19 protein-coding genes and 2 pseudogenes are annotated in these 21,486 nt (G+C 42.5%); 12 read left to right on the top strand and 9 right to left on the bottom strand.

Features of this window, described 5'->3' with window-relative positions; translation table 11 throughout:
- Positions 1-132: pseudogene (locus O9290_RS17065) on the top strand (IS630-like element ISMae24 family transposase); the annotation flags it as partial.
- 42 nt (positions 133-174) lie between these two features.
- Here O9290_RS17065 and O9290_RS17060 read toward each other — a convergent pair.
- From O9290_RS17060 to O9290_RS17025, 8 genes and pseudogenes are all read right to left on the bottom strand, one after another.
- Positions 175-618 (bottom strand): annotated as a pseudogene (locus tag O9290_RS17060) (caspase family protein); the annotation flags it as partial.
- 335 nt (positions 619-953) lie between these two features.
- Positions 954-2,870, bottom strand: coding sequence for a GMC oxidoreductase (locus tag O9290_RS17055; RefSeq protein ID WP_287999033.1), 1,917 nt, complete (start codon positions 2,868-2,870; stop codon positions 954-956).
- A gap of 4 nt (positions 2,871-2,874) precedes the next feature.
- Complete coding sequence (locus O9290_RS17050; protein ID WP_287999036.1) at positions 2,875-3,630, bottom strand: hypothetical protein; 756 nt, start codon at positions 3,628-3,630, stop codon at positions 2,875-2,877.
- Positions 3,631-3,829: 199 nt separating this feature from the next.
- Positions 3,830-4,198 carry a hypothetical protein gene (locus tag O9290_RS17045; protein ID WP_288087318.1) on the bottom strand — a complete coding sequence of 123 codons (369 nt, stop codon included), beginning with the start codon at positions 4,196-4,198 and terminating at the stop codon, positions 3,830-3,832.
- A 327-nt stretch (positions 4,199-4,525) separates the two neighbouring features.
- Positions 4,526-5,737, bottom strand: coding sequence for a hypothetical protein (locus O9290_RS17040; protein WP_288087316.1), 1,212 nt, complete (start codon positions 5,735-5,737; stop codon positions 4,526-4,528).
- 4 nt (positions 5,738-5,741) lie between these two features.
- Positions 5,742-7,097 (bottom strand): Dyp-type peroxidase, encoded by a 1,356-nt coding sequence (locus O9290_RS17035; protein ID WP_287999045.1) that lies wholly within the window; start codon positions 7,095-7,097, stop codon positions 5,742-5,744.
- A gap of 8 nt (positions 7,098-7,105) precedes the next feature.
- Complete coding sequence (locus tag O9290_RS17030) at positions 7,106-8,422, bottom strand: radical SAM protein (protein WP_287999048.1); 1,317 nt, start codon at positions 8,420-8,422, stop codon at positions 7,106-7,108.
- A 702-nt stretch (positions 8,423-9,124) separates the two neighbouring features.
- A complete protein-coding gene (locus tag O9290_RS17025) occupies positions 9,125-9,721 on the bottom strand; it encodes a VOC family protein (RefSeq protein WP_288087314.1) in 597 nt (198 codons plus the stop codon).
- Positions 9,722-9,851: 130 nt separating this feature from the next.
- Between O9290_RS17025 and O9290_RS17020 the strand changes: the two genes are divergently transcribed.
- The 11 genes from O9290_RS17020 to O9290_RS16970 all read left to right on the top strand — a co-directional run bounded on the left by O9290_RS17020 (position 9,852) and on the right by O9290_RS16970 (position 20,616).
- Positions 9,852-10,070 (top strand): hypothetical protein, encoded by a 219-nt coding sequence (locus O9290_RS17020; protein WP_287999052.1) that lies wholly within the window; start codon positions 9,852-9,854, stop codon positions 10,068-10,070.
- A gap of 280 nt (positions 10,071-10,350) precedes the next feature.
- The gene (locus tag O9290_RS17015) at positions 10,351-11,760 is read left to right on the top strand and encodes an IS4 family transposase (protein WP_288087319.1); all 1,410 of its coding nucleotides are present in this window, start codon (positions 10,351-10,353) and stop codon (positions 11,758-11,760) included.
- A gap of 149 nt (positions 11,761-11,909) precedes the next feature.
- A complete protein-coding gene (locus O9290_RS17010) occupies positions 11,910-12,899 on the top strand; it encodes a hypothetical protein (RefSeq protein WP_288087312.1) in 990 nt (329 codons plus the stop codon).
- A gap of 1,488 nt (positions 12,900-14,387) precedes the next feature.
- The gene (locus O9290_RS17005) at positions 14,388-14,729 is read left to right on the top strand and encodes a DUF4326 domain-containing protein (RefSeq protein ID WP_287999056.1); all 342 of its coding nucleotides are present in this window, start codon (positions 14,388-14,390) and stop codon (positions 14,727-14,729) included.
- A gap of 64 nt (positions 14,730-14,793) precedes the next feature.
- The gene (locus O9290_RS17000) at positions 14,794-15,876 is read left to right on the top strand and encodes a hypothetical protein (protein WP_288087310.1); all 1,083 of its coding nucleotides are present in this window, start codon (positions 14,794-14,796) and stop codon (positions 15,874-15,876) included.
- A gap of 62 nt (positions 15,877-15,938) precedes the next feature.
- Positions 15,939-16,310: a hypothetical protein gene (locus tag O9290_RS16995; RefSeq protein WP_288087307.1), complete on the top strand. Its 372-nt coding sequence runs from the start codon at positions 15,939-15,941 to the stop codon at positions 16,308-16,310.
- A 549-nt stretch (positions 16,311-16,859) separates the two neighbouring features.
- Positions 16,860-17,210 carry a DUF2493 domain-containing protein gene (locus O9290_RS16990; protein WP_288087304.1) on the top strand — a complete coding sequence of 117 codons (351 nt, stop codon included), beginning with the start codon at positions 16,860-16,862 and terminating at the stop codon, positions 17,208-17,210.
- Positions 17,211-17,268: 58 nt separating this feature from the next.
- On the top strand, positions 17,269-17,850 hold the full coding sequence (locus O9290_RS16985) for an alpha-ketoglutarate-dependent dioxygenase AlkB (RefSeq protein WP_288087301.1): 582 nt from the start codon (positions 17,269-17,271) through the stop codon (positions 17,848-17,850).
- A 230-nt stretch (positions 17,851-18,080) separates the two neighbouring features.
- Positions 18,081-18,554, top strand: a complete 474-nt coding sequence (locus O9290_RS16980; RefSeq protein ID WP_288087299.1) for a hypothetical protein — start codon at positions 18,081-18,083, stop codon at positions 18,552-18,554.
- A 329-nt stretch (positions 18,555-18,883) separates the two neighbouring features.
- On the top strand, positions 18,884-19,861 hold the full coding sequence (locus O9290_RS16975; protein ID WP_288059834.1) for a helix-turn-helix domain-containing protein: 978 nt from the start codon (positions 18,884-18,886) through the stop codon (positions 19,859-19,861).
- Positions 19,862-20,154: 293 nt separating this feature from the next.
- On the top strand, positions 20,155-20,616 hold the full coding sequence (locus O9290_RS16970; protein WP_002780536.1) for a hypothetical protein: 462 nt from the start codon (positions 20,155-20,157) through the stop codon (positions 20,614-20,616).
- Positions 20,617-20,833: 217 nt separating this feature from the next.
- On the opposite strand, the gene O9290_RS16965 is transcribed toward O9290_RS16970, so the two are convergent.
- The gene (locus O9290_RS16965) at positions 20,834-21,415 is read right to left on the bottom strand and encodes a hypothetical protein (protein ID WP_002762235.1); all 582 of its coding nucleotides are present in this window, start codon (positions 21,413-21,415) and stop codon (positions 20,834-20,836) included.
- Between the last annotated feature and the right edge of the window lie 71 nt (positions 21,416-21,486).

Here is a 21,486-nt window from a genome sequence, read left to right as displayed (position 1 = left end):
GAAATATTATGGAGATTTTTAAAATATGAATGGATTGAATTTAGCGCCTATAAAGACCGAAAGAGCCTCCTCGCTTACGTTAAAAAAGTGCTGGACAATTTTGGAGGCGAGTATGTAATTAATTTTGCCTAGGTACTTAGCATCCTGACCAATGCCTATAGCGCCCCTTGCGCCATCATTCCTGCAAGCATCTATAAAAAGCAATATATTGTCAGCTCCAGATCGACGTAACCTCTCTGCAATGACTCTCACAGAGAGGGCTGTTTCTTCAACACCACTTGGATCTCCATCACTAGGGATAAGAAAATCTTGATCATTGAAGCGCAGTCCGTGACCGGCAAAAAAGAACCAAAGGTTGTCTCCTTCTGATAAGAAAGGTTGTTCAAAGCGTAAGCTTAAAAAGCGACTTAAATTTGCATAGTAAGGTCTAGATGATACGAATGAACCATTACCAGTGGAAATGTCTGGAGAATCATCGGAAAAAAGATAGACCTGATCGAACATTGCCTCGTTAAGCAGGAATTGACTTACTAGCTCTGCATCACGCTTGGCATATTTCAAGGACACAAAGAAATCGTATTGATTGTTACCTATAACAACGGCAAAGTTTCTAGACATTCTTTTGAAGCACTTAAAATATAAAGGGTGTAATAAGACAGAATTATTGTCACTCAAATTATCTGTTCGTAGCTATGTTGCTCTCTTTACCTCTTCCATCTACGAGCAGCATTGCTTTTGCTATCAATGGAAGGTCTGCCCCAGTTAAGGTTGAACATTTCCAGTGACTATCTTCAGGAGCATCCCAACAAATAACCTAAAACCACCTAACGTTCCCGCTCACCGGACGCAGACAACCTTTGCAACTCAACGATAACTTAAATTCGTTCCGGTGCAGCGGGGTTGTTATACAGCCGTTTTGGATGTAGCTCTTTCCTCTTAGTTATGACGAAGTTTTATTCTTTTGCAGTCAATGATCCTCCTTTTTTATCCTGATTGATTATCCAACTTCCAACTCGTAAAGCATTTGCAACTGTCGTTATCATAGGATTCACACCAAGACCAGTTGGCATAAAGCTCGTATCAACGACGAATACATTAGGAACTTCGTGAAGGCGACAAAAACGATCAACTACTGAAGTTCTAGGATCTTCTCCCATCCGACAAGTACCCATTTGATGATCGCCAAAAAGATCAACTTCTGCACGCCTAAATGAGAACTGATTTGGATCATCAAGATCTACACCTAGCTTTTGTAGAGGTAGAAACATTTCCCTAACGCGCGGCTCTGCTAACCTAAACACATTCTCTTCTTCTGCCCCTAAACGTCTCGTAACTCTTGCTACTGGCAACCCAAATTCGTCAACATAGTAAGGATCTAAGTCAACACGAGTACTGTATTGTGGCAAATCGTCACCAGTAAAACGAAGTTCGACGGTACGAGCATGTTGTTCAGCTTTTTGAAGTAAATCTAAACCACGAACTTTAGAAGCTTGGTTAACTAAGTTTTCCATAGGATTTTTCTTGGCTATGGAAGTTATTATTCCACCTTTATGCCATGATCCACTTTCTTGATCATGTAGCAGATAGTGATCGAAAGATGTCAGCGTACCTGTGTGACCAAACTCGCCATGAAGAAAACCTTGAAAATCCTCTGGTAATATGCAACGTGCGCCAAAACCAAAAAGATGAAAAGTTGCAAATCTACCAAGTAAGCCATTGCTATTACTTAGTCCGCTACGTCCACCCGACATAAGTAGTAAGCGAGTTGATTGGATAGCCCCACACGAAACTATGACATTATCGCCTAGAACTGATTTAGGAATAGGCGAATTTGGATTACTAACATCTAAATATTTTACGCCTGTTGCTCGCCGAAGGCGATGATCATAGGATATTTCATAAGCTTTAGAATTAGGGAAAATTTCTACATCGTAATCACCAGAAGTGATTTCTGCAAAAAAAGTAGAAGCACTACCTGATTTCGGGTTGCGTCCGCCCCAACACAAGTATTCTCCGCAAAAACCACACATGTTACAAGCATCACGAACTTGCTGTGACCATAGAGGATTTTGAGAATCTAGTCCAAAATCATTGGGAAAATCACCTTGTACAAATGCTTTTTCTAAGGCTGGAATAGGAGAAAAACCACCTGACCAAGGATGAACAAGTGCAGTAGGCAAAGGAACCATGCCGCCAGGAAATTCATCATTTTCAGATATCCATTTAAACAAGGCTCCTACAGGCGTTTCTGGATAAGGTGGAGAAGCAAAAGGTAAATTCAGACTGAACTCCTTTTCTGTCCCAATGTTCGGGTTCCCAGATAAGTTGCGAAACCAATCTGCATTACTGATGTTTCTTTCAAGCTGTTTTCTATCGCCACATACTGCAAAGAGAATTTCAGCCACTGTAAAGTAAGGCTTCAGTTCCTCGTAGGCAATGCTCCAATCTTCGACATGATAACCTGCCTCTTTTAGGGCATTATCCCTACCAGTACTTTTAAAGAAACTATTTAAACGGAAGTCAATTGGAAGAGGTCTAATTGCCCATGCCCCCCACAACAGTGAACCTCCTCCTACAGCAGTTCCAGTCCAACCTCCGAGTTTTCCTAAAGGTTTTGCCTTTTCATCAATTGTTTGTCTAAATGTTACATAATCACCGCGTGGTCGTCTCTTAGGATCGGGGCGTTCTAAACGAAATCTATATTCATCGTGAGAGCGATTATCGAAATTAGCAGCTTTAGTACGTATGGAGTCATAGAGATCAGGTCCCTGCTCTAGAACACATACACGATAACCAGCTTTAGCAAGCATCCATGCAATGGCTCCACCACCACCGCCAGTTCCTACAATCACAAAATCATATTTTTTCATTAGGTTAAGCTTTTAAGCGACTGAATATGAGTTCTTGAATCTGCGTTACTGCCAACTGAATCTGTGCTTCACCGAATTTATTGCCAGAGCGTCTATGCTCACCACATTCAATAGGTATTAATCGTCTCCATAGCATAAAAATCGGGTCGTCTTTTACACCACTACGAAACGAAACTATGATCAAGTCAGCTAGAAACTGTTTTAAGAAAATCGATGACTTAATAGTATTTGACGACCAACCACTAACCTTGTCGTCCCATAGATCGCTTATTACTTGAGAGTAAGGAACCGAATCAGAAATCGTATTATCTAAAGCCTCTTGGAATACTGGCAAAACGCTTTCATAAAATAGTTCTCGTTGCAAAGCATTACCAGATGAATCGACAGAAAAATTAAATGCGCTTGTACCAGCGAAACTTGGATCTTCCTCTAGTCCCTTTGTCTTGCGCCAAGTCTCAACATTCCCTATAGGACATTTTTCTAATGGGTTAGTCGCTAAAGAACTTAACTCCACAATGGTAGTTTCTTGTTGGGATGTTGAACTTATAAAGTGGAGAAAGTCTTCAACAAGCAGAGTATGAAATAAAGATTCTGTAGAGTTACTTCTCCAAGGCAATGTTAAAGTACTGCTTGAAATATCTGTGTCAGCCCACCAATTTAGCTCATGAGGATTAAATTGCTTTGACTCTAGCCAGTCATTGATGGGAATCAGATTTTCTGCTAGTTGAATCAGGATTACTTTAAAGTCGGCAATAGTCATTAGTTTATTTACATCCCTCTAGCATAATTAATCCTCTCAGATACTACCCTAAAAAAGATTGCCTCTCGGACACGCCCCACCGATAGTTGAGGCTGTATAACGGCTTGGGCTTCAGCGGTGACAAGGTTTTTCGAGGCATCACCAGAGTTTTGAGTCCATCCGCTGCAAGCCCTTGTTAGGCAATAAGAGATCTATTCAGCTAGCAAGATGGGCAGTATAGCTTGTAATAGTAATCATTGCCACGACACAATGCTATCGGGGTAAACTCATCACCCACATCGTTACGCCACTGCCATTGATCTTGATCTCCACACTTGTAATTCGATCCCTGATGACCGTTGGAGTAGTAGGTATACGCTCTCGTGAACACTAAACTGTGCCCATAATCGACATAGCTCTGGTTCTCGACAGGATAACCGTTTTCATCGACAGACTGTCTCTTCACCTCCTTTACTGCTTTTGCGTCCAGGTACTGGATCAGCAGTTCCTCCGTGATGTAATCGACTACAGAGCGATCAGTAATACTGAGTCGCATCATCGTTTCCTGCTTGAGCTCTTCGATATTCATATGTTTTCCTTTTGTTTGCAGTGGGTAAACTGAAGCACCATCGGGTAACTATATTTCAAATTGACTGTTTCTGCCTCTCAAGAAACTAACGGCTTGCGCTTCACAGGCGGTAAATAAAGTATAGCTCAGTGCCAGTATATATCGACCGTCCTGTGCAAGCGCTGGTTAGGCGATATGTACTTAAATGAGGATTAACTCTACTCCTAAATTTTAACCCTAAATTTATCCCGCAACAATTGTCTCAACGTATCAGGTAGTAAAATCAAATTGTGGGGTACGCTACCTAGATATTGAGATGCGGTTGAGTTGAAAACGTTCCCGAATCTATCAATCTCTTCTACCATATAGAAGCGTTAAGTTTATTCGTAGCCCTTCATAGGAATCTTCAAACTGGCATTCATCAGAACAATGGAAGAGTGACGAATCAAAAATAACTGCCCTGTTAGCACGATAGGGAATAACTGTAGAATCAACATTCTCTAATAATTGAGCTATTCCGCTTTCATCGTCATTGTATTTAGAAAAATTCCAATCTATAGGAGCATTCTGTTTGTAAACGATAAGACCACCACGCGAATTATGACAGAACTTATCAGGAGTCATCCAGAGATTTATATTGACAGATGAAAAGTCAGCATGTGTGCCAACTGCCTTTGAACCATAAACATTCTTATAAGACCATACTTGTTCCAGTTTTGATGTACCTATGATAGAGCTGAATGCCTTACGTATATGTTCATCTATAGTTGAAATAAGTAAAGAAAGTCCTCCTGTATCTTGATATGCTCCAAGATATGAAAGTCCTTTCTGTGAGTCATTATGCCAGATTGTTGAGAAGAGAAGATATTGCCGTAATTCATCGAATGTCTCGTCAGATAAAAAATTATCAATTACGGATAATCCAGAATGATTGAATTCGTCGGAAATAGAAACAAGGTCAATATTGTTATTGAAAATAGATTGCGGAATTTTTTCTGGATAAATATATAAACAGCGTCGGTAAAACGGTGTGATTCCCATAAGTTCATCTTGTGCCAGAGTTATAATCCGCTCTTCAGAATATCCATTTGGAAAATACTTCTGTATTAAATAACCATAAAAACTTAGGACTTCTTGATATTCCTGTTTGTCAAGGACATCGAATCTGACCAGGTAATCAAGCTGTAAGCTATCATGTTTGAGTCGAGCGTATGAAATATTACTATAGGGGAGTTTTCGTGACTCTGCAGCAATCTCAAGTAAGGATAATCCAAGATCTAACCATTTCTGAGCCTCTAATGTCTGAGCTAGACATATAAGTTCAGATGCTATTTGAAAGCATACCTCTGCAACCCAAGGGAGGTGATAGTGCCAATCCTTTAAAGAATTAATATATTTATCAGTATTGCGAATAAGTCGATAAGCTCTTGATCGTATCTCATGTAGTGATGAGATATAAGGATATAACTTTAATCCCTTTTCGGCAGCGGTAATTGCACCAAAATAGTCTCCTATCGAAAATGCATGAATTGATTTATGAAGTAATTCATTTAAGTTCATTAGCTTACCCTCGTGAAGCTGCTAATACTGCTGAAATAAACGTTGGGGGAGGACAATATAAATATTCGCCACCTCTAACATTCACAAAGCTATTTATAGAGAACTGAATCGAAGGAGATGACTGACCCCATTTGGATCTCCATATCTGTCCCTTTGTCTGGCTATTAGACTTAGTGAAAGCCACTGGATCTACCCCTAAATCCCCTTTCCTTGGAGGAAATTTAGGTTCATTCACCCAAGAAGATTGCAGGAATTCAAACTGCCTTCCAATATCCTGCTGATAACATAGAAAGAGAAGTCCTTCTTCAGAGGGTGAAGTATTTGTTTGATACGGTACTCCTCGTCGGGCAATCTGCCGAAAAATAAAATCTTCCTCTCCTGAACGAACATTTACCTTACGTATATGAGCATGAAATGGACATTTTGCTCCATCGGAATCCCGATCATAAGTAAAGTCACGAATTTCTTTTGCCGGATCAACTGGATTAGGAGAGGAAATTAAAGGCGTGCCATCTCGAAAACGTCCAAAAATTTGGGCTTCAGCATAATCTGGTGAAATACTTAATTGGTTGACAATCGACTGGGTAGCCTTTTCAAATTGTTGACGATCCTGTTGTAATTGACGGAAGACTGCATAGCTTCCAAATCCATTAGATATAACTGGATCTTTCAAAAGAACTAAGTTCATGGGATTGATCGAGGGATCCCAACTCACCATTGGATTATCTTGAAAATAGGCATCTACATCATATTTAAAGAAAAGTGGCTGACTTATTCCGTCTACAAAGCCAAAAACATCTGTCGCATTATTTTGGTGATTTCGTGGTGTTCTTGACCAAATAATGTGGCTTTCAAAACCATCTTTAAAAACAGAAGAAACACAATCAATAAAACTAGATATTTCACGTTGTATGATTTGTCTATCTTGACTTGCAATAATTACAAGAATATCAATGTCTTTTTGAAAAAAAGAATCCCATTCATCAACGGGAGGATCGCGAAGCACCGATCGTGAAGCATATTTCATCCCACGTCGGAAGCCTATATCTCTTGGAAAGAAACGAGGTGGAATACTTAACTTCTTGAGACCAGTAGCCGAGAAAAGTATAGATTTAAACAGTTGGTTAGGATCGTCACCTGCTGCTACTTGTCGTGCAATATCATACTGTTGTGCTGCCGATTGCGGGTGAAAATCTACTAAAGGAGCGATTTCATCAATACTTGAAACAGCAGTAGCTCTAATGAATACAAAAGCTGAATAATCTCTTCCATGACTCTTTAAGATACCAGCCTGAGTGTTCGTTAAGATTGTTCTATGTTCAGGAGAATTTGGATCTAAGCCTTGATATCGTACTGCCATAATCGTTTTTAAAGGTATGTTGTTAAACGCTGTTCTCGTGCCTGAAAGATTTCCAAGAATCTCTCCGTAAACGTATCTGGAAGTAAAGTTTGCAACATTAGGGGTACTAATGACCAGGCATGTTCTGCTACAAAATAAGCGGTAGTACCTTTTTCGACATACTTTGCATCAATTAACTTAGAAAGTTTCTCTTGATAATCAGCATCACTATATTTAGAAACAGTTCTATATTCAATCTCCCCTCTGCGGGGCCATGTAATTAACTCTTTGCCAAACAGTGAATATTCAGCAATAGAAGTAGATGGAAATAGATTTTTGGATATGCATTGCTCATGTTCTTTTGGTGAAAGATTGTTCCCCCACATCACACCATTGTAGAAGGATTGGGAACCTCTTCCAAATCCTAATACGGAGCGTCCACCCCAACCATAATATGAAGAATAATATTCTACTTTGGGATTATGATTTCTATGGTTAAATAGGGAAAAAGAATAGCGGCATATATTTTTCCTCGAGAAGATTTCAGTAGCTATATTATGTTGTTTAGCCTGTTCATTGAAAGAGAGCGGAATGATTCCGTTTTTTATCAAAGCTTCAATAAAAAATGGCGATGCATCTATCCGTTCAAACTGAAATGCTTCTACAACATTACAATCAAGCGACAGAAAGCCCTGTAAATCTGCAATGAGAAATGTTTCGTCAGTTCCTGGTAATCCGTAAATATAGTCACAAGCTACTTCATCAAATAGTTTTGTTGATTTATTGGCAGCAAGTTGGAGTTGATCTCTAGAAGTGCGTAAATTTAGGAGGTGTCGATATCCATCGTCCCAGACTTGAACACCAAACGAGATACGACAGAAACCAAGTGCGCGAAGATCCTCAAGGAAACCTTTCTTGAGTAATGTCTGTGCCTCGCCCTCAAAGCTTAACTCACAGGAAGCTTTGAGGGTAAAATTTTGGCTGAGTAAGTCCAATATTGATCCAACATCAGCAGCAGAAAGTAAACTAGCAGTACCTCCACCGAAATAAATTGCACTAACTGCTATTGAGGTTTGTAATCGACTTGAAACCAATTGAATTTCTTGTCGAAGCAATTGAACAAAAAAATAAATTTGATCGTTAGAAGAAAGCTTTTCTTTGACAAAACCACAGAATTGGCAAAGGTTAATACAGAAAGGAACATGAATATAGATAGCTACTTCACCTAATGGGCTTTTCGTAAGAGCACTTCCAATTACCTCTTGTGCTAAGGACAAAGAGATATCAAAAGGTGGAGGCACTGCATAAACAGTCTCCTTAAAATCAGTAAGTGGATTAAAGTCCATAGTAATTAACTTTTGAGCTAGAGGAAGATACTGAATTCATTTATAGCGGTGTGCAGTCGTATGAGGTACAGTGTCACGAGCTATAAACCATGCTAGGCAAGGCTTGGTCTGTATCTCACTCAAGCGCTTACCGCTATATACAAAGCTTTTCAGTTATAAAAATGTAGCTCCTTAGTGGTTGAGAAAAGTCTTTAAACTCTTATGAATGAAGGATTATTGGTGAGACGATGATTTTAGGCTTTCCCAAAAACTCCAACGAGGGCAATGAATTTCAGCCGCCATTTTGGCTGTGCAGTCCCTACACCGTAAGACTCAAAAAAGTTTTCTGCACCACTAAGCAAGAACAGCTACACTGCCGCCAAAATGCAGAGTTTATCCACTCTTCAAAGCACCACTTGTGTACTTTGAAGTCACAAGCCTCCTCAGAGAGGATAATTATCCATTCTGTGGGTTCTCTGGTTGATTTTCTTGAGGGTTCTCCGAATTTTCTGGCAATACGTTAGGAAGCTGTCCAGACACTCTAAGTCGTTCAGCTGCTTCAGCAAGTGATGGCCAACGCTGCGTTAGACTTTGTATGTTTGCCAATTCAGGATACTGTGTGAGAAGTGTCTCGGCACTGTCTCCTCTCCATGTCCAACCCATTTAATTTTCTCCTTAGCAACAATGTATGTAATTAATGCATTTCAAAAAACACAGCATGAGTTAATCAATATCATTATTAAATTCCCACCTCACACCAAAAGGGTCAATTAGTTGAAATTTTGCACGCTGCGGAAATTTCTCTGCAAGGTCACTAAGAATTCTATCCTGACCACGCAATTGGCTATGTTCTGTAGCACCAGTTTGACTTGGTAAAAGTGGTGATAAAAACACTGGTTCACTGAGTAAAGTGAGCTTGAATTTTGCTGAATAATCAGATGCATAATTGCTTAAAATTCTGTAAGTTGCATCAAGATCTTTTGCAACAACGGAGATCGGCCCAGGTCCAACATTGCCGTAAAGGTACGGAACCTGACTACTGAGAGTTGGCAAAGAAGCACTTCCCCCATAGCCAATAGTCTTGATTTGAACAAGCTTTATCGTCAGTACTTCAGGAAAAACCAAAAATCTAAGGCTGATATTTAACCGATCCCATATTTCTTGGAAACCGTAATAGGTAGCAAGTCCTCGATTAACAAGCCCATGATGGCTCTGCATTTCTAGAAAGCCCATCACCTCTCGATAAAACTCCGCAGCTTCATCTAGGTCAGGAACAATGATGTGAACATGGGCTAGATTTTTTAACCCTAAGTCTGGCATAAATTCAAATCCTCATAATAATCATTAGATGACCTTGTCTGCCTAACTACATATTATACGGAAAGTTTCTGTATAACACTCTTGAAAGTAACAATATAGGTCAACTTTCGGTATATCACCTCATTTAGGCGTGATCGCCAGAACTTTTCCCCATATCACGCCCAAAAGCGTGTTAGCCAGACTAGCATCTTGCCAAAAACCTTGGTTAACTAAATTCCTGACAATTAAGCTTACTCTAGCAATGATTCCTCTGTCTGACCCCACCCTTAGCAAAAATTTACAATTATTCGACTTTTCGCGATCGCTATCGGGGGAACGATCCAGAAAATCTCTGGCCATTCAAGCTTAGGAACTTTAGCTTTATATCTGGAAGTTTCAGAAGAAAATATCCGAGAAGCCGTGAGATTTATCTAGCAATCAAAGAGAAAAGGATCCGCCACAGCCTCCCCCACCCTGGCATCCCCTCCCCCCCCTGCCCCCCCTCCCCGCCGCGCCGTCGTCCTCCCCCCGCTTTTGGCTATCCATTAGTCGGATCTTTCTTAACAAAAAGAGAAGAAACTTAAAAAAAGGGGAAACGATTGATAGGTATAGTTTTGAAAGAAGGAATTAAGGTGGAGGTAAGCAAAAAAATGGAGAAATGGGCAGCCCAAGAACTAAAGTATGCAGACCTAGGGGACACGAGAAGAAAGAAAAGATTAATCAGTATCGTAGAAAACTTGGCCAGCCAACCTAGTACAAGTGTGCCACAAGCCTCGGGAAATCTAGCCGCCGCCAGTGCCACCTACGACTTTTGGAATTCCCCCTATTTTCACCCCTCAGATATAATTGCCGCCCAAGCTAAAAGTACAGTAGAAAGAATCAAAGAACATCCAATAGTTTTGGCAGTGCAAGACACAACAAGTTTAGACTTTACGACGCAAAAAGCCAAAAAAGGAATGGGTTATCTAGATTGTAAAACATCCTTTGGTCTCAAAGTTCATACCACCTTAGGAGTCTCAGCGCAAGGAGTACCTTTGGGACTGATTAATCAATATGTCTGGGCAAGAGAAGAAAAGAATTTAGGGATTGCCAAGCAAAGAAAAAAAAGAGAAACTCAAGAAAAAGAAAGTCAAAGATGGTTAGATTCTTTGTCAGAAACACAACAACAAATACCCGAAGATATTCAAGTAGTAACAATCGGAGATTGTGAGGCAGACATATTTGACTTATTTGCCCAATCAAGAAGTCCTAACTCTCATTTATTAATTCGAGGAACTCATAACCGAAAAGTTAACTATCTCGAAGACAAGCAAAGGTCAGGGCATTCAGAGCCTAAATATTTACATCAATCCATCAGAGAAATAAAAGCCTGTGGGACCTTAGATGTGCAAGTAAAACGCAATCCTAATCACGAGGCTAGACTAGCTAAACTAACAGTTAGATTTGCCAGTTTTGAAATACAAGTACCTAGCCATCACTCCAAGGCGACCCCTCGTCAACCGGTAAAATTACAGGTAATTTTAGCTGAAGAAGAAAATCCGCATACCGGGGTTAATCCTATCAGTTGGCTCCTCTTAACTAGCCTAGACATTAGTAGCTTTGAATCAGCGATAACCTGTGTGCGCTGGTATAGTTATCGCTGGTTGATAGAACGCTATCATTTTGTTTTAAAAAGTGGTTGTGGATTAGAAAAACTGCAATTAGAAACGGGTCGGAGAATTGAGATGGCTTTAGCTACCTATTCAATTGTAGCTTGGAGATTACTCTGGTTAACCTATCAAGCACGCTTACACGGAGAGGAGAGTTGTGAAAGTTTTTTGGAAGAACATGAATGGCAATCTTTGTGTGCCACTATTCATAAAAAGAGTCCGCCCCCTGAAAAGCCGCCCTCCTTTAGGGAAGCGGTCAGAATGATTGCTTCTCTTGGGGGGTTTTTAGGTAGAAAAGGTGACGGTGAACCAGGTGTTAAAACTATTTGGTTGGGACTGCGAAGGTTACATGATATCAGCGAGACTTGGAAACTATCTCATCAAATTAGTTCCCCCATAGAACCCCCTTGAGCCATCTGGCACACTTTTCTCTTTTTGTCAAATTTTATGTTAAGAAAGATGTGACTAATGGATAGCCGCTTTTGGGGAGGGGGGGAGCCAGAGACTTGCATCTAAGCTTATTAGATGTATAATAAAGCTATCATCTTAGATTAAATGCTATGAGTAAAGTAATTAGCTTTTCAATCAGCGATCGCTATCTGGACAAAATTCGATCGCTATACCCGGACTTGACCGAGAATCTAGCAGCCAAGCAATTCCTGATCGATCAATTAGATGCAAGCTTAGATGTGAGCTTAGATAATAACTTAGATGATAAGCTCAGAATCTTAATAGAGAAAAGCTTAGGGGATAGATTAGATGCTACTGAAAAATCAATCTCTAAGTGGCTCTTAGATTTTGATAATCGGATAAACGATATTGATCGGGAAATGAAAGATAGATCGATCGCGATCGATGATCAAATAGAAAAAATAAAAAATCGCCTTGATAACTGGACATTAGCCACAAACAGCGACATCAAGGATATTAGAGATAAATCGATCAAGATCGATCATCAGATAAAAGCTATAGAGGCAAGGCTAGATGAGAACTTAGATACTAATTTAGATGCTAATTTAGATGATAGCCTAGATAGTAGTCTATATGAAAGCTATAGCGAGATTTTCAACGATAGCCCAGATGAGAGCTTAGATAAGAGCTTAGATACCAAGTTAAATACTAAAGTAGATACTAATTTAGCAGTAATTATGGATAAAAGATATCCTCTTTCGATCATTACCTTGATCGCATCAACGATAAAAGCTATAGAGGCAAGGCTATATGAAAACTTAGATACTAATTTAGATACTAATTTAGATGATAGCCTAGAAAGCTACAGCGAGATTTTTAACGATAGGCCAGATGAGAGTTTAGATGATAACTTAGATACTAAATTAGATGATAGTAAAGAGCCAGTAACCTTGGAAGAAATACTATTGCGAAAAAAGGCGATCAGGGAAGAATGGCAAACCTTGAAGGAAATATTAGATCAAGGCCGGAAGGATTTGCCAAAATCGATCGAAGGCTTGCGGAAAAAGGCAATCAGGGAAGGATGGCCACGACGAGATCGAGAAAACAGGAAGGAGTACCAGATTCCTGTAACAAAATAAAGGGAAATTGCGCGTTCGGCGGGCGGGGGAGTTCTCTTTCGCCCATCGCTTTTGTGTGAGTATGCCCCCGCACCTTCTCACTTGCGCCGACCACCCACCCCGCCACCCCACCCGCCGCCCCGGAAGCCAGCATAAAGCTCACCGGTGGGTTCACACACACAGGTTTTCTATTATACCCCTTTAATAACCCGTGTCAAGGGCTGCGCGAGTGGCGATAGTGGTCGCTACGCGGGTTTTTTATCTGGGGACACCCCAGACCCCGATCGCCACCCTTGACACTGGCCTCATCGAAGAAAACAAAGACAAACGAAGGGGTAGGAAGAACCTGTTGTGTGTGTTTGTTTTGGGAGGTGTCCCGTGTTTTGTGTTGCTGTTTCTTCGGCTCTGTCTTGTCCGGTCGTTGGTTTTTCGGGGTCGCGTTCGGTGGTTCCTGCGGTCTTGGGTTCGGCGCTGTCTGGTCTGCCGGCGGGTGCTGTGGTGCTGGTCGGTTGCGCTCGCGGTGTGGACGGTGCGGTGCGTGCTTCGGTTCCGGGTTGTCGGGTGTTTCGCGTGTCGGGTTCGGGTCGGTCGGCGTTCGCTGGTCGGTCGGTGCGGTTCGTGCGGGCTTTGGCGGCTGAGGGCGGTGTCCTGTTCTCGTTTCCGGGTCGCGCTTGTCCGGCGGGGTTGGTTCCTTCGGCTGACTCGCGCTCTTGTTTCTGCGGGTTGGGTTCGGGTTCTTGGGCTTCTCTGGCGCTGGCGTTGGGGTTGGGTGTTCCTTGTTGCGTTTGGTTGCCTGCGGGTGTCTCGGTTCCGGCTGATTGGGGTCTGATTTCGGTCGGTTCGGGCTGGTGGGTGTCTCTGCCGTTCTAGCTCTTTCTTTCTGCCTCGGCTTTCGGTCGGGGCTTTTTTTTTGGCGGTGAACCGACAAAATACGATCGCCAGATAGCAGCGAAAATCACCCTCAAACATAACGACCAGAACGCTCACAATGAGTTAACCTCTTGAATCCGAGCGATCTAAAAGCGGTTCTCCCTTTGGTCGGTTGTTTATGTGGGGAAGTATCCCCACACCCCTCTGCTACGAAGGTGCTGATCGCGGTTTCTTTGTCCCCCCCTCCCGTCCCCCCCAGGGGGGAAGCCTTCTCTCAGCAATCCTATTTTAACTACGGGGTCAAGGGTGGTTATTTTCGTAAGGAAATAGGCTTTTTGAAGAACTTCTAAGGTTTCACGGTTTTCTAAGCAAACAGGCTTTCCCAAGAATTTCTAAGCTCGTTCCTCACTAAGAAATTCTACCGGAAACCGTGTTCGCTAAGAAAACGCGTGACCAGTTCCTTAACCTAAGAAGTTCTAAATCAAAAACCGTATTCCCTAACGAAAATATACCATTCCATCTGACGATGGAACGGCGGAAAAGCGGAAAAAGTTTTTTGTTTTTTTTATTCCGCCGCCCTTGACTCCCTACGTTAAGAAAAAAGTAGCTGAGAGAGAAAATATTTAGGAGGTATCGGCTATGTTTGAAGTCATTAACGGTAAAAATAGCGGGTTTTTAGGTAACTCGAAAATCTATATCGGTCGAGCTAATAAATCGTATTTATTGAAGGGTAGCGTTTTGCAGAATCGCTTTGTAATCGGGCAGGACGGTAATCGCGAAGAAGTGGTTGCGAAGTATCGGCAATGGCTCTGGCAGGAAGTGCAAAAACGCGGCGAGGTTTTTGATGAGTTAGTTCGGATTGCGGAACGAGTTAAAAAAGGAGAAACGGTGCAGTTAGCTTGCTGGTGCAAACCGTTAAAGTGTCATGGAGATGTGGTGAAATCTTGCATTGAATGGATGATCAAGGAGGGCATAGTTTGAAAGAAAAGGAAAGAAAAAAAAGAACAAATAACTATGCGATGAAAACAAACAGGAGGTCACGATTATGACATTCATTAACCCCAAAGAACTAGGACTGTACGCACCGAAAACTAACGAGCGAGTCAAGCTGGCCGCAGAAGCGCAGAAATTTATCAATCAAGCGCTCTATGACTACAAGCAACTCTTCTACGGATTGCGCTTGATTGCTTGGCACGAACGGGATAAACGCGCAATTTTCTATGAAGCGCTAACGAAAGGTGAACTCGATCAGTTTAAGGTCGCACCGGGTCATCGCGCTTCCGATGGTTCCTATACCAAAGACGAATGGGATTATGATCGTCTCAACGCCTATATGTGGAATCGATTCCGCGAGCTTTTCGATGCCGCATTCGATCTCGAAAAGATCGCCGAACTCAAAACCCTTAAGGATATCAAACAGGCAACCGATGAGTTATTGGAATTTGCACTCACCAATTGGAAAAGCGCGATCTTGGGGGACGACAAACACCAAGACGAACCCCGCGTCGAACCGATCGGTAAGGGTGTCACCAGCTGTAAGTTGGAGTACGAGGGCATCATAATCGAAGGAAGTTTTCGGTCGGAGGAACGCATCCTCATCCTCCGCACTCAAGGTCTTCCCGAAATTATCGTCCGGCAAGTGCGAGGAGAAACCAGTTGGAAGGGCGACATCCACTTCGATCCCTTCGGGCAAGTAGTGGTAATGAACTCTAAAAAAGCGGAGCTATTCAGCCAAGTTCTAGCTCTAGCCGCCCGCTTGAATCTCGGTATCAAAGAGTTTATGGACGACCCAGAAGGTTTTCTCGGCATCGAATCAACGAAGAGCCGTCAACGCGCCCGACAACGGGTCAAAGAGCGCCTTTTGGAAATCAACCAAAACCACTACGAACGGCGCAAGATGGAAACGGAGGGTCAACTCGTCACCCGTCGCCTCAACGATGAGATCGACGCAACGACCGACAGCGACGAACCGAAACCCAAGGAACCTCAGAAATCTCCTAAGATTTCCAATAAATCAAGCAAGCGCAAAACTGACCGAAAACGGGAGGCCGAGGAGTGGCTGAAAAATAATCCAGAATTTTCGGAGGATGTGGATGCCCAGATGGGTATCACGAGCATTCACACCTAGGTTTCCTTAATAGGATTGGAGGGGAGTGGAAGTCCTCTCCAATCCATCATACTGAAAAAACCATGCGAACCGCTATCTTTTTCTGGCAAGATGCCGAACAAACACCTATTCTCAAGTCTCTCATCGAGGAAGCTCTTCACCTCGGTTATAGCCGTTTCCTGACGACCCTGTTCCTAGAAAACGATCAAGGTCTGGTCTTCTCGATCGAGGCTGAATCGATCGATGACTTTCCCCTCGATAATCTTTTCCGCGCTGACCGCGTACTGCTCGTTGACGAGCCACTACTTTGGTTATGCGATCGAGGTGAGCGGGTCTTCGCGGTTTGGGACGGCAGCGAGGACGAAACGCTCACCTGTCTCGGTTTCCTCAAAGCTTGGGGTCTGTCAGGTAATTATGTCAACCCCTGCCATACTTTCACCCTCGAAACCATCTAACGTTTCTGCCCCGGTCGCTCCGGGGTTTTTCATCTCTACTCCCCGATTTGCTCACTCGTCGGGCGGGGGGGTTATCCTTGATCATCGAGCATCTACCAGCGATTACCCCCGCCTCTCCTCGCTCACGCCCGCCCACCCACCCCAAGAAAACCACCGAAAGATCAACCACAAATATAAAGCGAATTGCGAACTGGGGGCGGCAGGGTAAAGCCAAACTCGCTAACGCTCAAACATGGCTGTACCCTACACGACCCCAGTTCGCGGGCAACCTCAAGACGGGTTCTTCTCTCAGCTTTTCTCATTATAAAGGGGGACTCCAAACGTCAAGGGAGTTGATGTAAGACTCTAACAAAATCTAAGAAAATAGGCTTTCTCAAGAATTTCTAGGCTCGTTCCTCACCAAGAAATTCTACGAGAAACCGTATTTTCCAAGATTTTAGTAACTCGTCAACATCAACTAGACCCTTGACATTTGAAGCCTCCCCCCTTTAACCCAAAGATAGCTGAGAGAAAGAACTCAAGTTAATGCGTTTATCAGGAGACGAGACAATGCTAAAAATTATCATTGCGGGAAGCAGAAATTTTAATGACTATAATCTTCTTGAACAAAAAGTTGATTTTTATATCGGTGAAAATCAAGATATAGAAATTATTAGCGGCACGGCGAGAGGGGCAGATAAACTAGGAGAAAGATATGCAATTAATAAAGAATTAAAATTAAAAAGATTTCCAGCAGACTGGCAAAAATACGGCAAGAAAGCAGGATATTTAAGAAATGAAGAAATGGCAAAATATGCTAGTCATGCAATTATATTTTGGGATGGTAAATCTAAAGGAACTGGTTACATGATTGAATTATGCAAAAAATATAATATTAATTATCGGATAATTAGATTTTAGAAATAAAAAAAGGGACTCAATTAAAGTCTCTTTTTTATTTATTGAAGGAGAAAAAATCATGACAATTCAACATTTTTCTTTACTAAACAAAACGACACGACAACAAATTATCGACGAAATTCACAGCCTAGTTCTTCCTATCTCTCCTCTCTTTACTCCCAAAATGAAATCGGGAGCAAAATTTAACTATCAAATGACCTGCTGCGGCGACATCGGCTGGATTAGCGATCATTTTGGCTATCGATATAGCAAACTTCATCCAGAAACTCAACAACCTTGGGCAAAATTTCCCCCTAGCCTCTCGACTATAATCGACTATCTCAAATTGCAAGGATATATTCCAAAGAATTATCAAGCTCAAACTTGCTTGATTAACAAATATTTGGCGGGGGACAAATTGAGATTGCACCAAGATAAAGACGAACAAAATTTGACCGCACCGATAATTTCGATTTCTTTAGGCGCATCGGGAATATTCCAACTGGGCGGCATGAACCGCAAAGACCAAGTTCAAGAAATTATCTTAAATCCAGGAGATATTATGATTATGGCAGACGAAGATCGACTACGATTTCACGGATTCAAAGGAATTTTAAAGGGACATAAAAGAGTTAACCTAACCATTCGACAAGTTTACTAAACATCCAAGGCAGTTGCTGATAATTGATGCAATTGCCTTTCAAAATTGGCTACTTTGCTCACTCGTCGGGCGGGGGGGTTATCCTTATTCCCGCGTTTTTTCTGTGCCATACCCCCGCCTCTCCTCGCTCACGCCCACCCACCCACCCTAAACCGGAAAAATAAGGGAAGAAAATAAAAGAGATAAGAATCTTCGCCAAGCGGGGAGGTGTAAATTTAGGGTTAAACACCATGAACCAACCGATAATTCCGACTCCAACCGTTCAAACCTCGAACATTCTAGATGAATACGCCGATATCCGCTGGCAGATAGCCGCACTTTCGGCCAAACTAGAAGAAATCGAACCGATGGCGATCGAACAGGCGTTGTCGATCATCAATGAGGGTGCGACGGCCAACGGCAAACGGGTAGTGTACCGCACCGATACCATCGATATCATTCTGCAATTACGTTCCCAGAAGCCAAAACCCGAAAGCCATGCCGACCTCGAATCGCTCAAGGAATTGATCGAGTTGGAAGCTGAAAAAGCCCAATATCAAAACCAAGAGGAGATCGCCAGCATGGAAAGGGAGATCGCCCTTTTACGGTCTCGTCTCCTCAGACTGCAACAAACCGATGAAGGACGAACCTATCAAGCTGAATATGCAGACTTAGAACGTCAACTGACCACTCTCGAACCGCTTCTCAGCGTCAGATTAAAGTAAACCACTAGGGCTCTTCGGTTTGTGTGATGCAATGGACGGGGGTTATAAGGGATGGAACCCTTATAGAGAAAGGCACTTAGCGATTTTTGTCAATTGTTTTTGCTCTAGAGCGAACTAATCAATTAAGTCTCTTGCCAGATAAGGATTTAAAGGATTTAGTCGATTTATGTCACCTGATCGAACCATACCAAGTAACGAAGAACCTTAACCCATAAAAGCCAAAAAACTCTACAATTAAGATTGGTGAGGTATAATGCCTATTGACAAGAGAATAATTCTTAATAATACTTAATAATTTTTAATAATTACGCTATCCTAAATCAGACAGAATGGATATCAATTTACAGCCCCTGATCAAGACTATTCCTTTTCACGATATCGATGAACTAGCGTCGCGGATGAGAGCTTTTCGTTGGGATATGATTCATCGACCGATCGAGGCGGGAACTTTCGAGGGGGAACTGTTCGTAGCTCAAGTCGGGGGCATACAATTCGCCCGACCGATTTACAATCGAGGAATTCGTTCTCAAGGGGATTCTCCTCCCGGGACAATCACCGTCGGCATACCCTTGTCCACACCCCAGGTGTTCAAGTGGCACGGGTATTCCTTATCGTCGAATTCCGCTCTCTTGCAGAAAAGTTCCAGGGGAATCGATCTGCTTCGATCGGGAAACTTCCCCCTCGCTCTGGTTACTATCGATATCGATTCTCTGTTTTCCCGGGCCGAACAAACCAATCGGCCCAGGGTAGTATCTTTAATTACGGATTCAACCCTTGCAATTCAACCAGAGCCGACTGTCCTGAGACGATTCCGCTCTCATTTAAGATATATTTTTGAGCTTTTCTGGAGACAACCCCAGACAATTCTACAGCCAGCTATGCAATCGCCGATCCGAGAGGATTTTATCTCTCTAGTTCTAGATGTACTCGATTCCCATCAAAACGATCCGCCCCTGCGCCCTTCAATACGACATCCCTACATTAAGCGAGCAGAGGAGATCTTACTGGACAATCTCGATCGCCCCCTCTCGATCCTCGATCTCTGTCAAGAACTGCACATTAGTGAACGTACCCTCCGTTACGGTTTTCAGGAATGTTTTGGCCTGGGACCTGCGACTTATCTCAAAATTCAACGTCTTAACGGGGTACGACGACAACTAAAAGCCTCTGCGGGTAGGGGAATTACCGTTAGTGCGATCGCCCTACAGTGGGGATTCTGGCACATGGGTCAATTTGCCAAAGATTATAAGAAAATGTTCGGTGAGTGTCCGTCGGCAACTTTGCGAGATAATTCTTTAACAAAATAAAAGTTAGATTTGCAGAATTTTGATAGTTTCTCCGAGCCTGCCAACGTTAAATATTAGTAGTAAATGAGGAGCAATTCTCTGAACATCTCACGGGTTGACGCACAAAAATTAACCCCAGAAGAAACAGGAGAACTCGCTCCACTGCGAGCGATAATGACCAAGTCCCGCGCCAAAAATTAGAATTAGTGAGAACTTTGGTCACGGAAAAAGTCAAGGCGGGACAATTAAGGCTTAATTATCTTTAATCGTCCCCGAAGAGCCAATTTTAGAAAAACTTAACGGGAAAAACTATCATGTTGACAAAAACTTTCAGCTTTCTCTGGGCTGGTTTAATCCTCGGACTGACCTCGATGGCCGTTGTCGCCAGTACCAAAGATCAGGCTACCGAACTTCCGAAAAACTGTCAGTACCTCAAGGAAGTAGCCACTAATCAGACCCATATCCGCAAACAGATCGATGCCATAGGAAAGAATAACTTTAACACCGATTTCGCCGTTCCCTCCGGGGTGAAATTCGCCTCTTTTAAAGGGGTAATGGTTCCCGAAAACGATGGCAAATACGGAGTGACGATCAATCTCAAATATCCCGATAATTCAGTCAATAGCGCCTTCCAGAAAAATGTCGAAATGAAACGGGGCGAAACCTATTCTTTACCCTTCCAATCACCCACGGGTAGACAGCCCTATCAGATTAATTTTAATATTAACGGCATGAATAATAACGCCTACACGATCGCGGTAATGGCCTGTAAATAGGGCTTGCTGAATAAATCTAAAAACCTTGTTGGGTAAGACTTTTAGACTTTTTGGAAACCAAAAAGTGCCAGATCCCGGAGTGATCGGGTGGAAAATTCCGGGACTTTTTCCCTGAAAATTAGGTAATTGACCCCCTCAAAATCTCTAAAACCCTACACCCTACACCCTACACCCTACACCCTGCCCCCACCGAAAAACTTTTTGCCGCAAACCCTAATTAGGCAAGGGATTCTCCCACTTCTAAGAGGGGACAAAAGGGAAAATAGGGGGAAACCGTCCAACGATAGAATTTTTTGCTGCTGGTGGACTGAAGATTAAAACGCAGGGAAACAAAGGGGAAAAAGGGAGATACGGAACAATTCCAACTGAAAGCCGGCTTAGAAGTGCTATTATCGCCCTGCAAAGACCAAGCCTGGTATTGAAAAACCTCCCGGACGAGGGATTTTCCTTCATCGCTAACTTGGGCGCAGCTGCGACTAATGCCCGAAACCAAACAGAGACTATTACTAACACAATTATCATTAGAAGCCACGATCAGGAGATTTTCCCCGGTGGTGGTTAGTTCAAAAGCGATAAAATCTCCAGCTTGCCAACGACTAAGGACTTGTCCCTGGGCATTCTGGTAGATAGCGCTGCAGTTTTCGGGATCGAGAAGACGATAACTATCGGGGTCTAAGTAACCGCAAACCCTTCCCATCAGACGAGTTCCATCCTGAAACCCATACACCCAATCAAAGGTATCGATGTTAGCAGCCCCTTGATTGCTTTTGTTGACCAATAGTAATCGATCGCTGACCACGGTTAAATTCTCAATAAAACTAAGCTCCTTTTAATAACAAAGGTATCACTAAATACAAATTCCCCAAGGAA

Source organism: Microcystis sp. LE19-41.2A (assembly GCF_027530405.1).
Taxonomy (GTDB): Bacteria; Cyanobacteriota; Cyanobacteriia; order Cyanobacteriales; family Microcystaceae; genus Microcystis; species Microcystis aeruginosa.
This window is presented reverse-complemented; position numbering and strand designations above follow the sequence as displayed.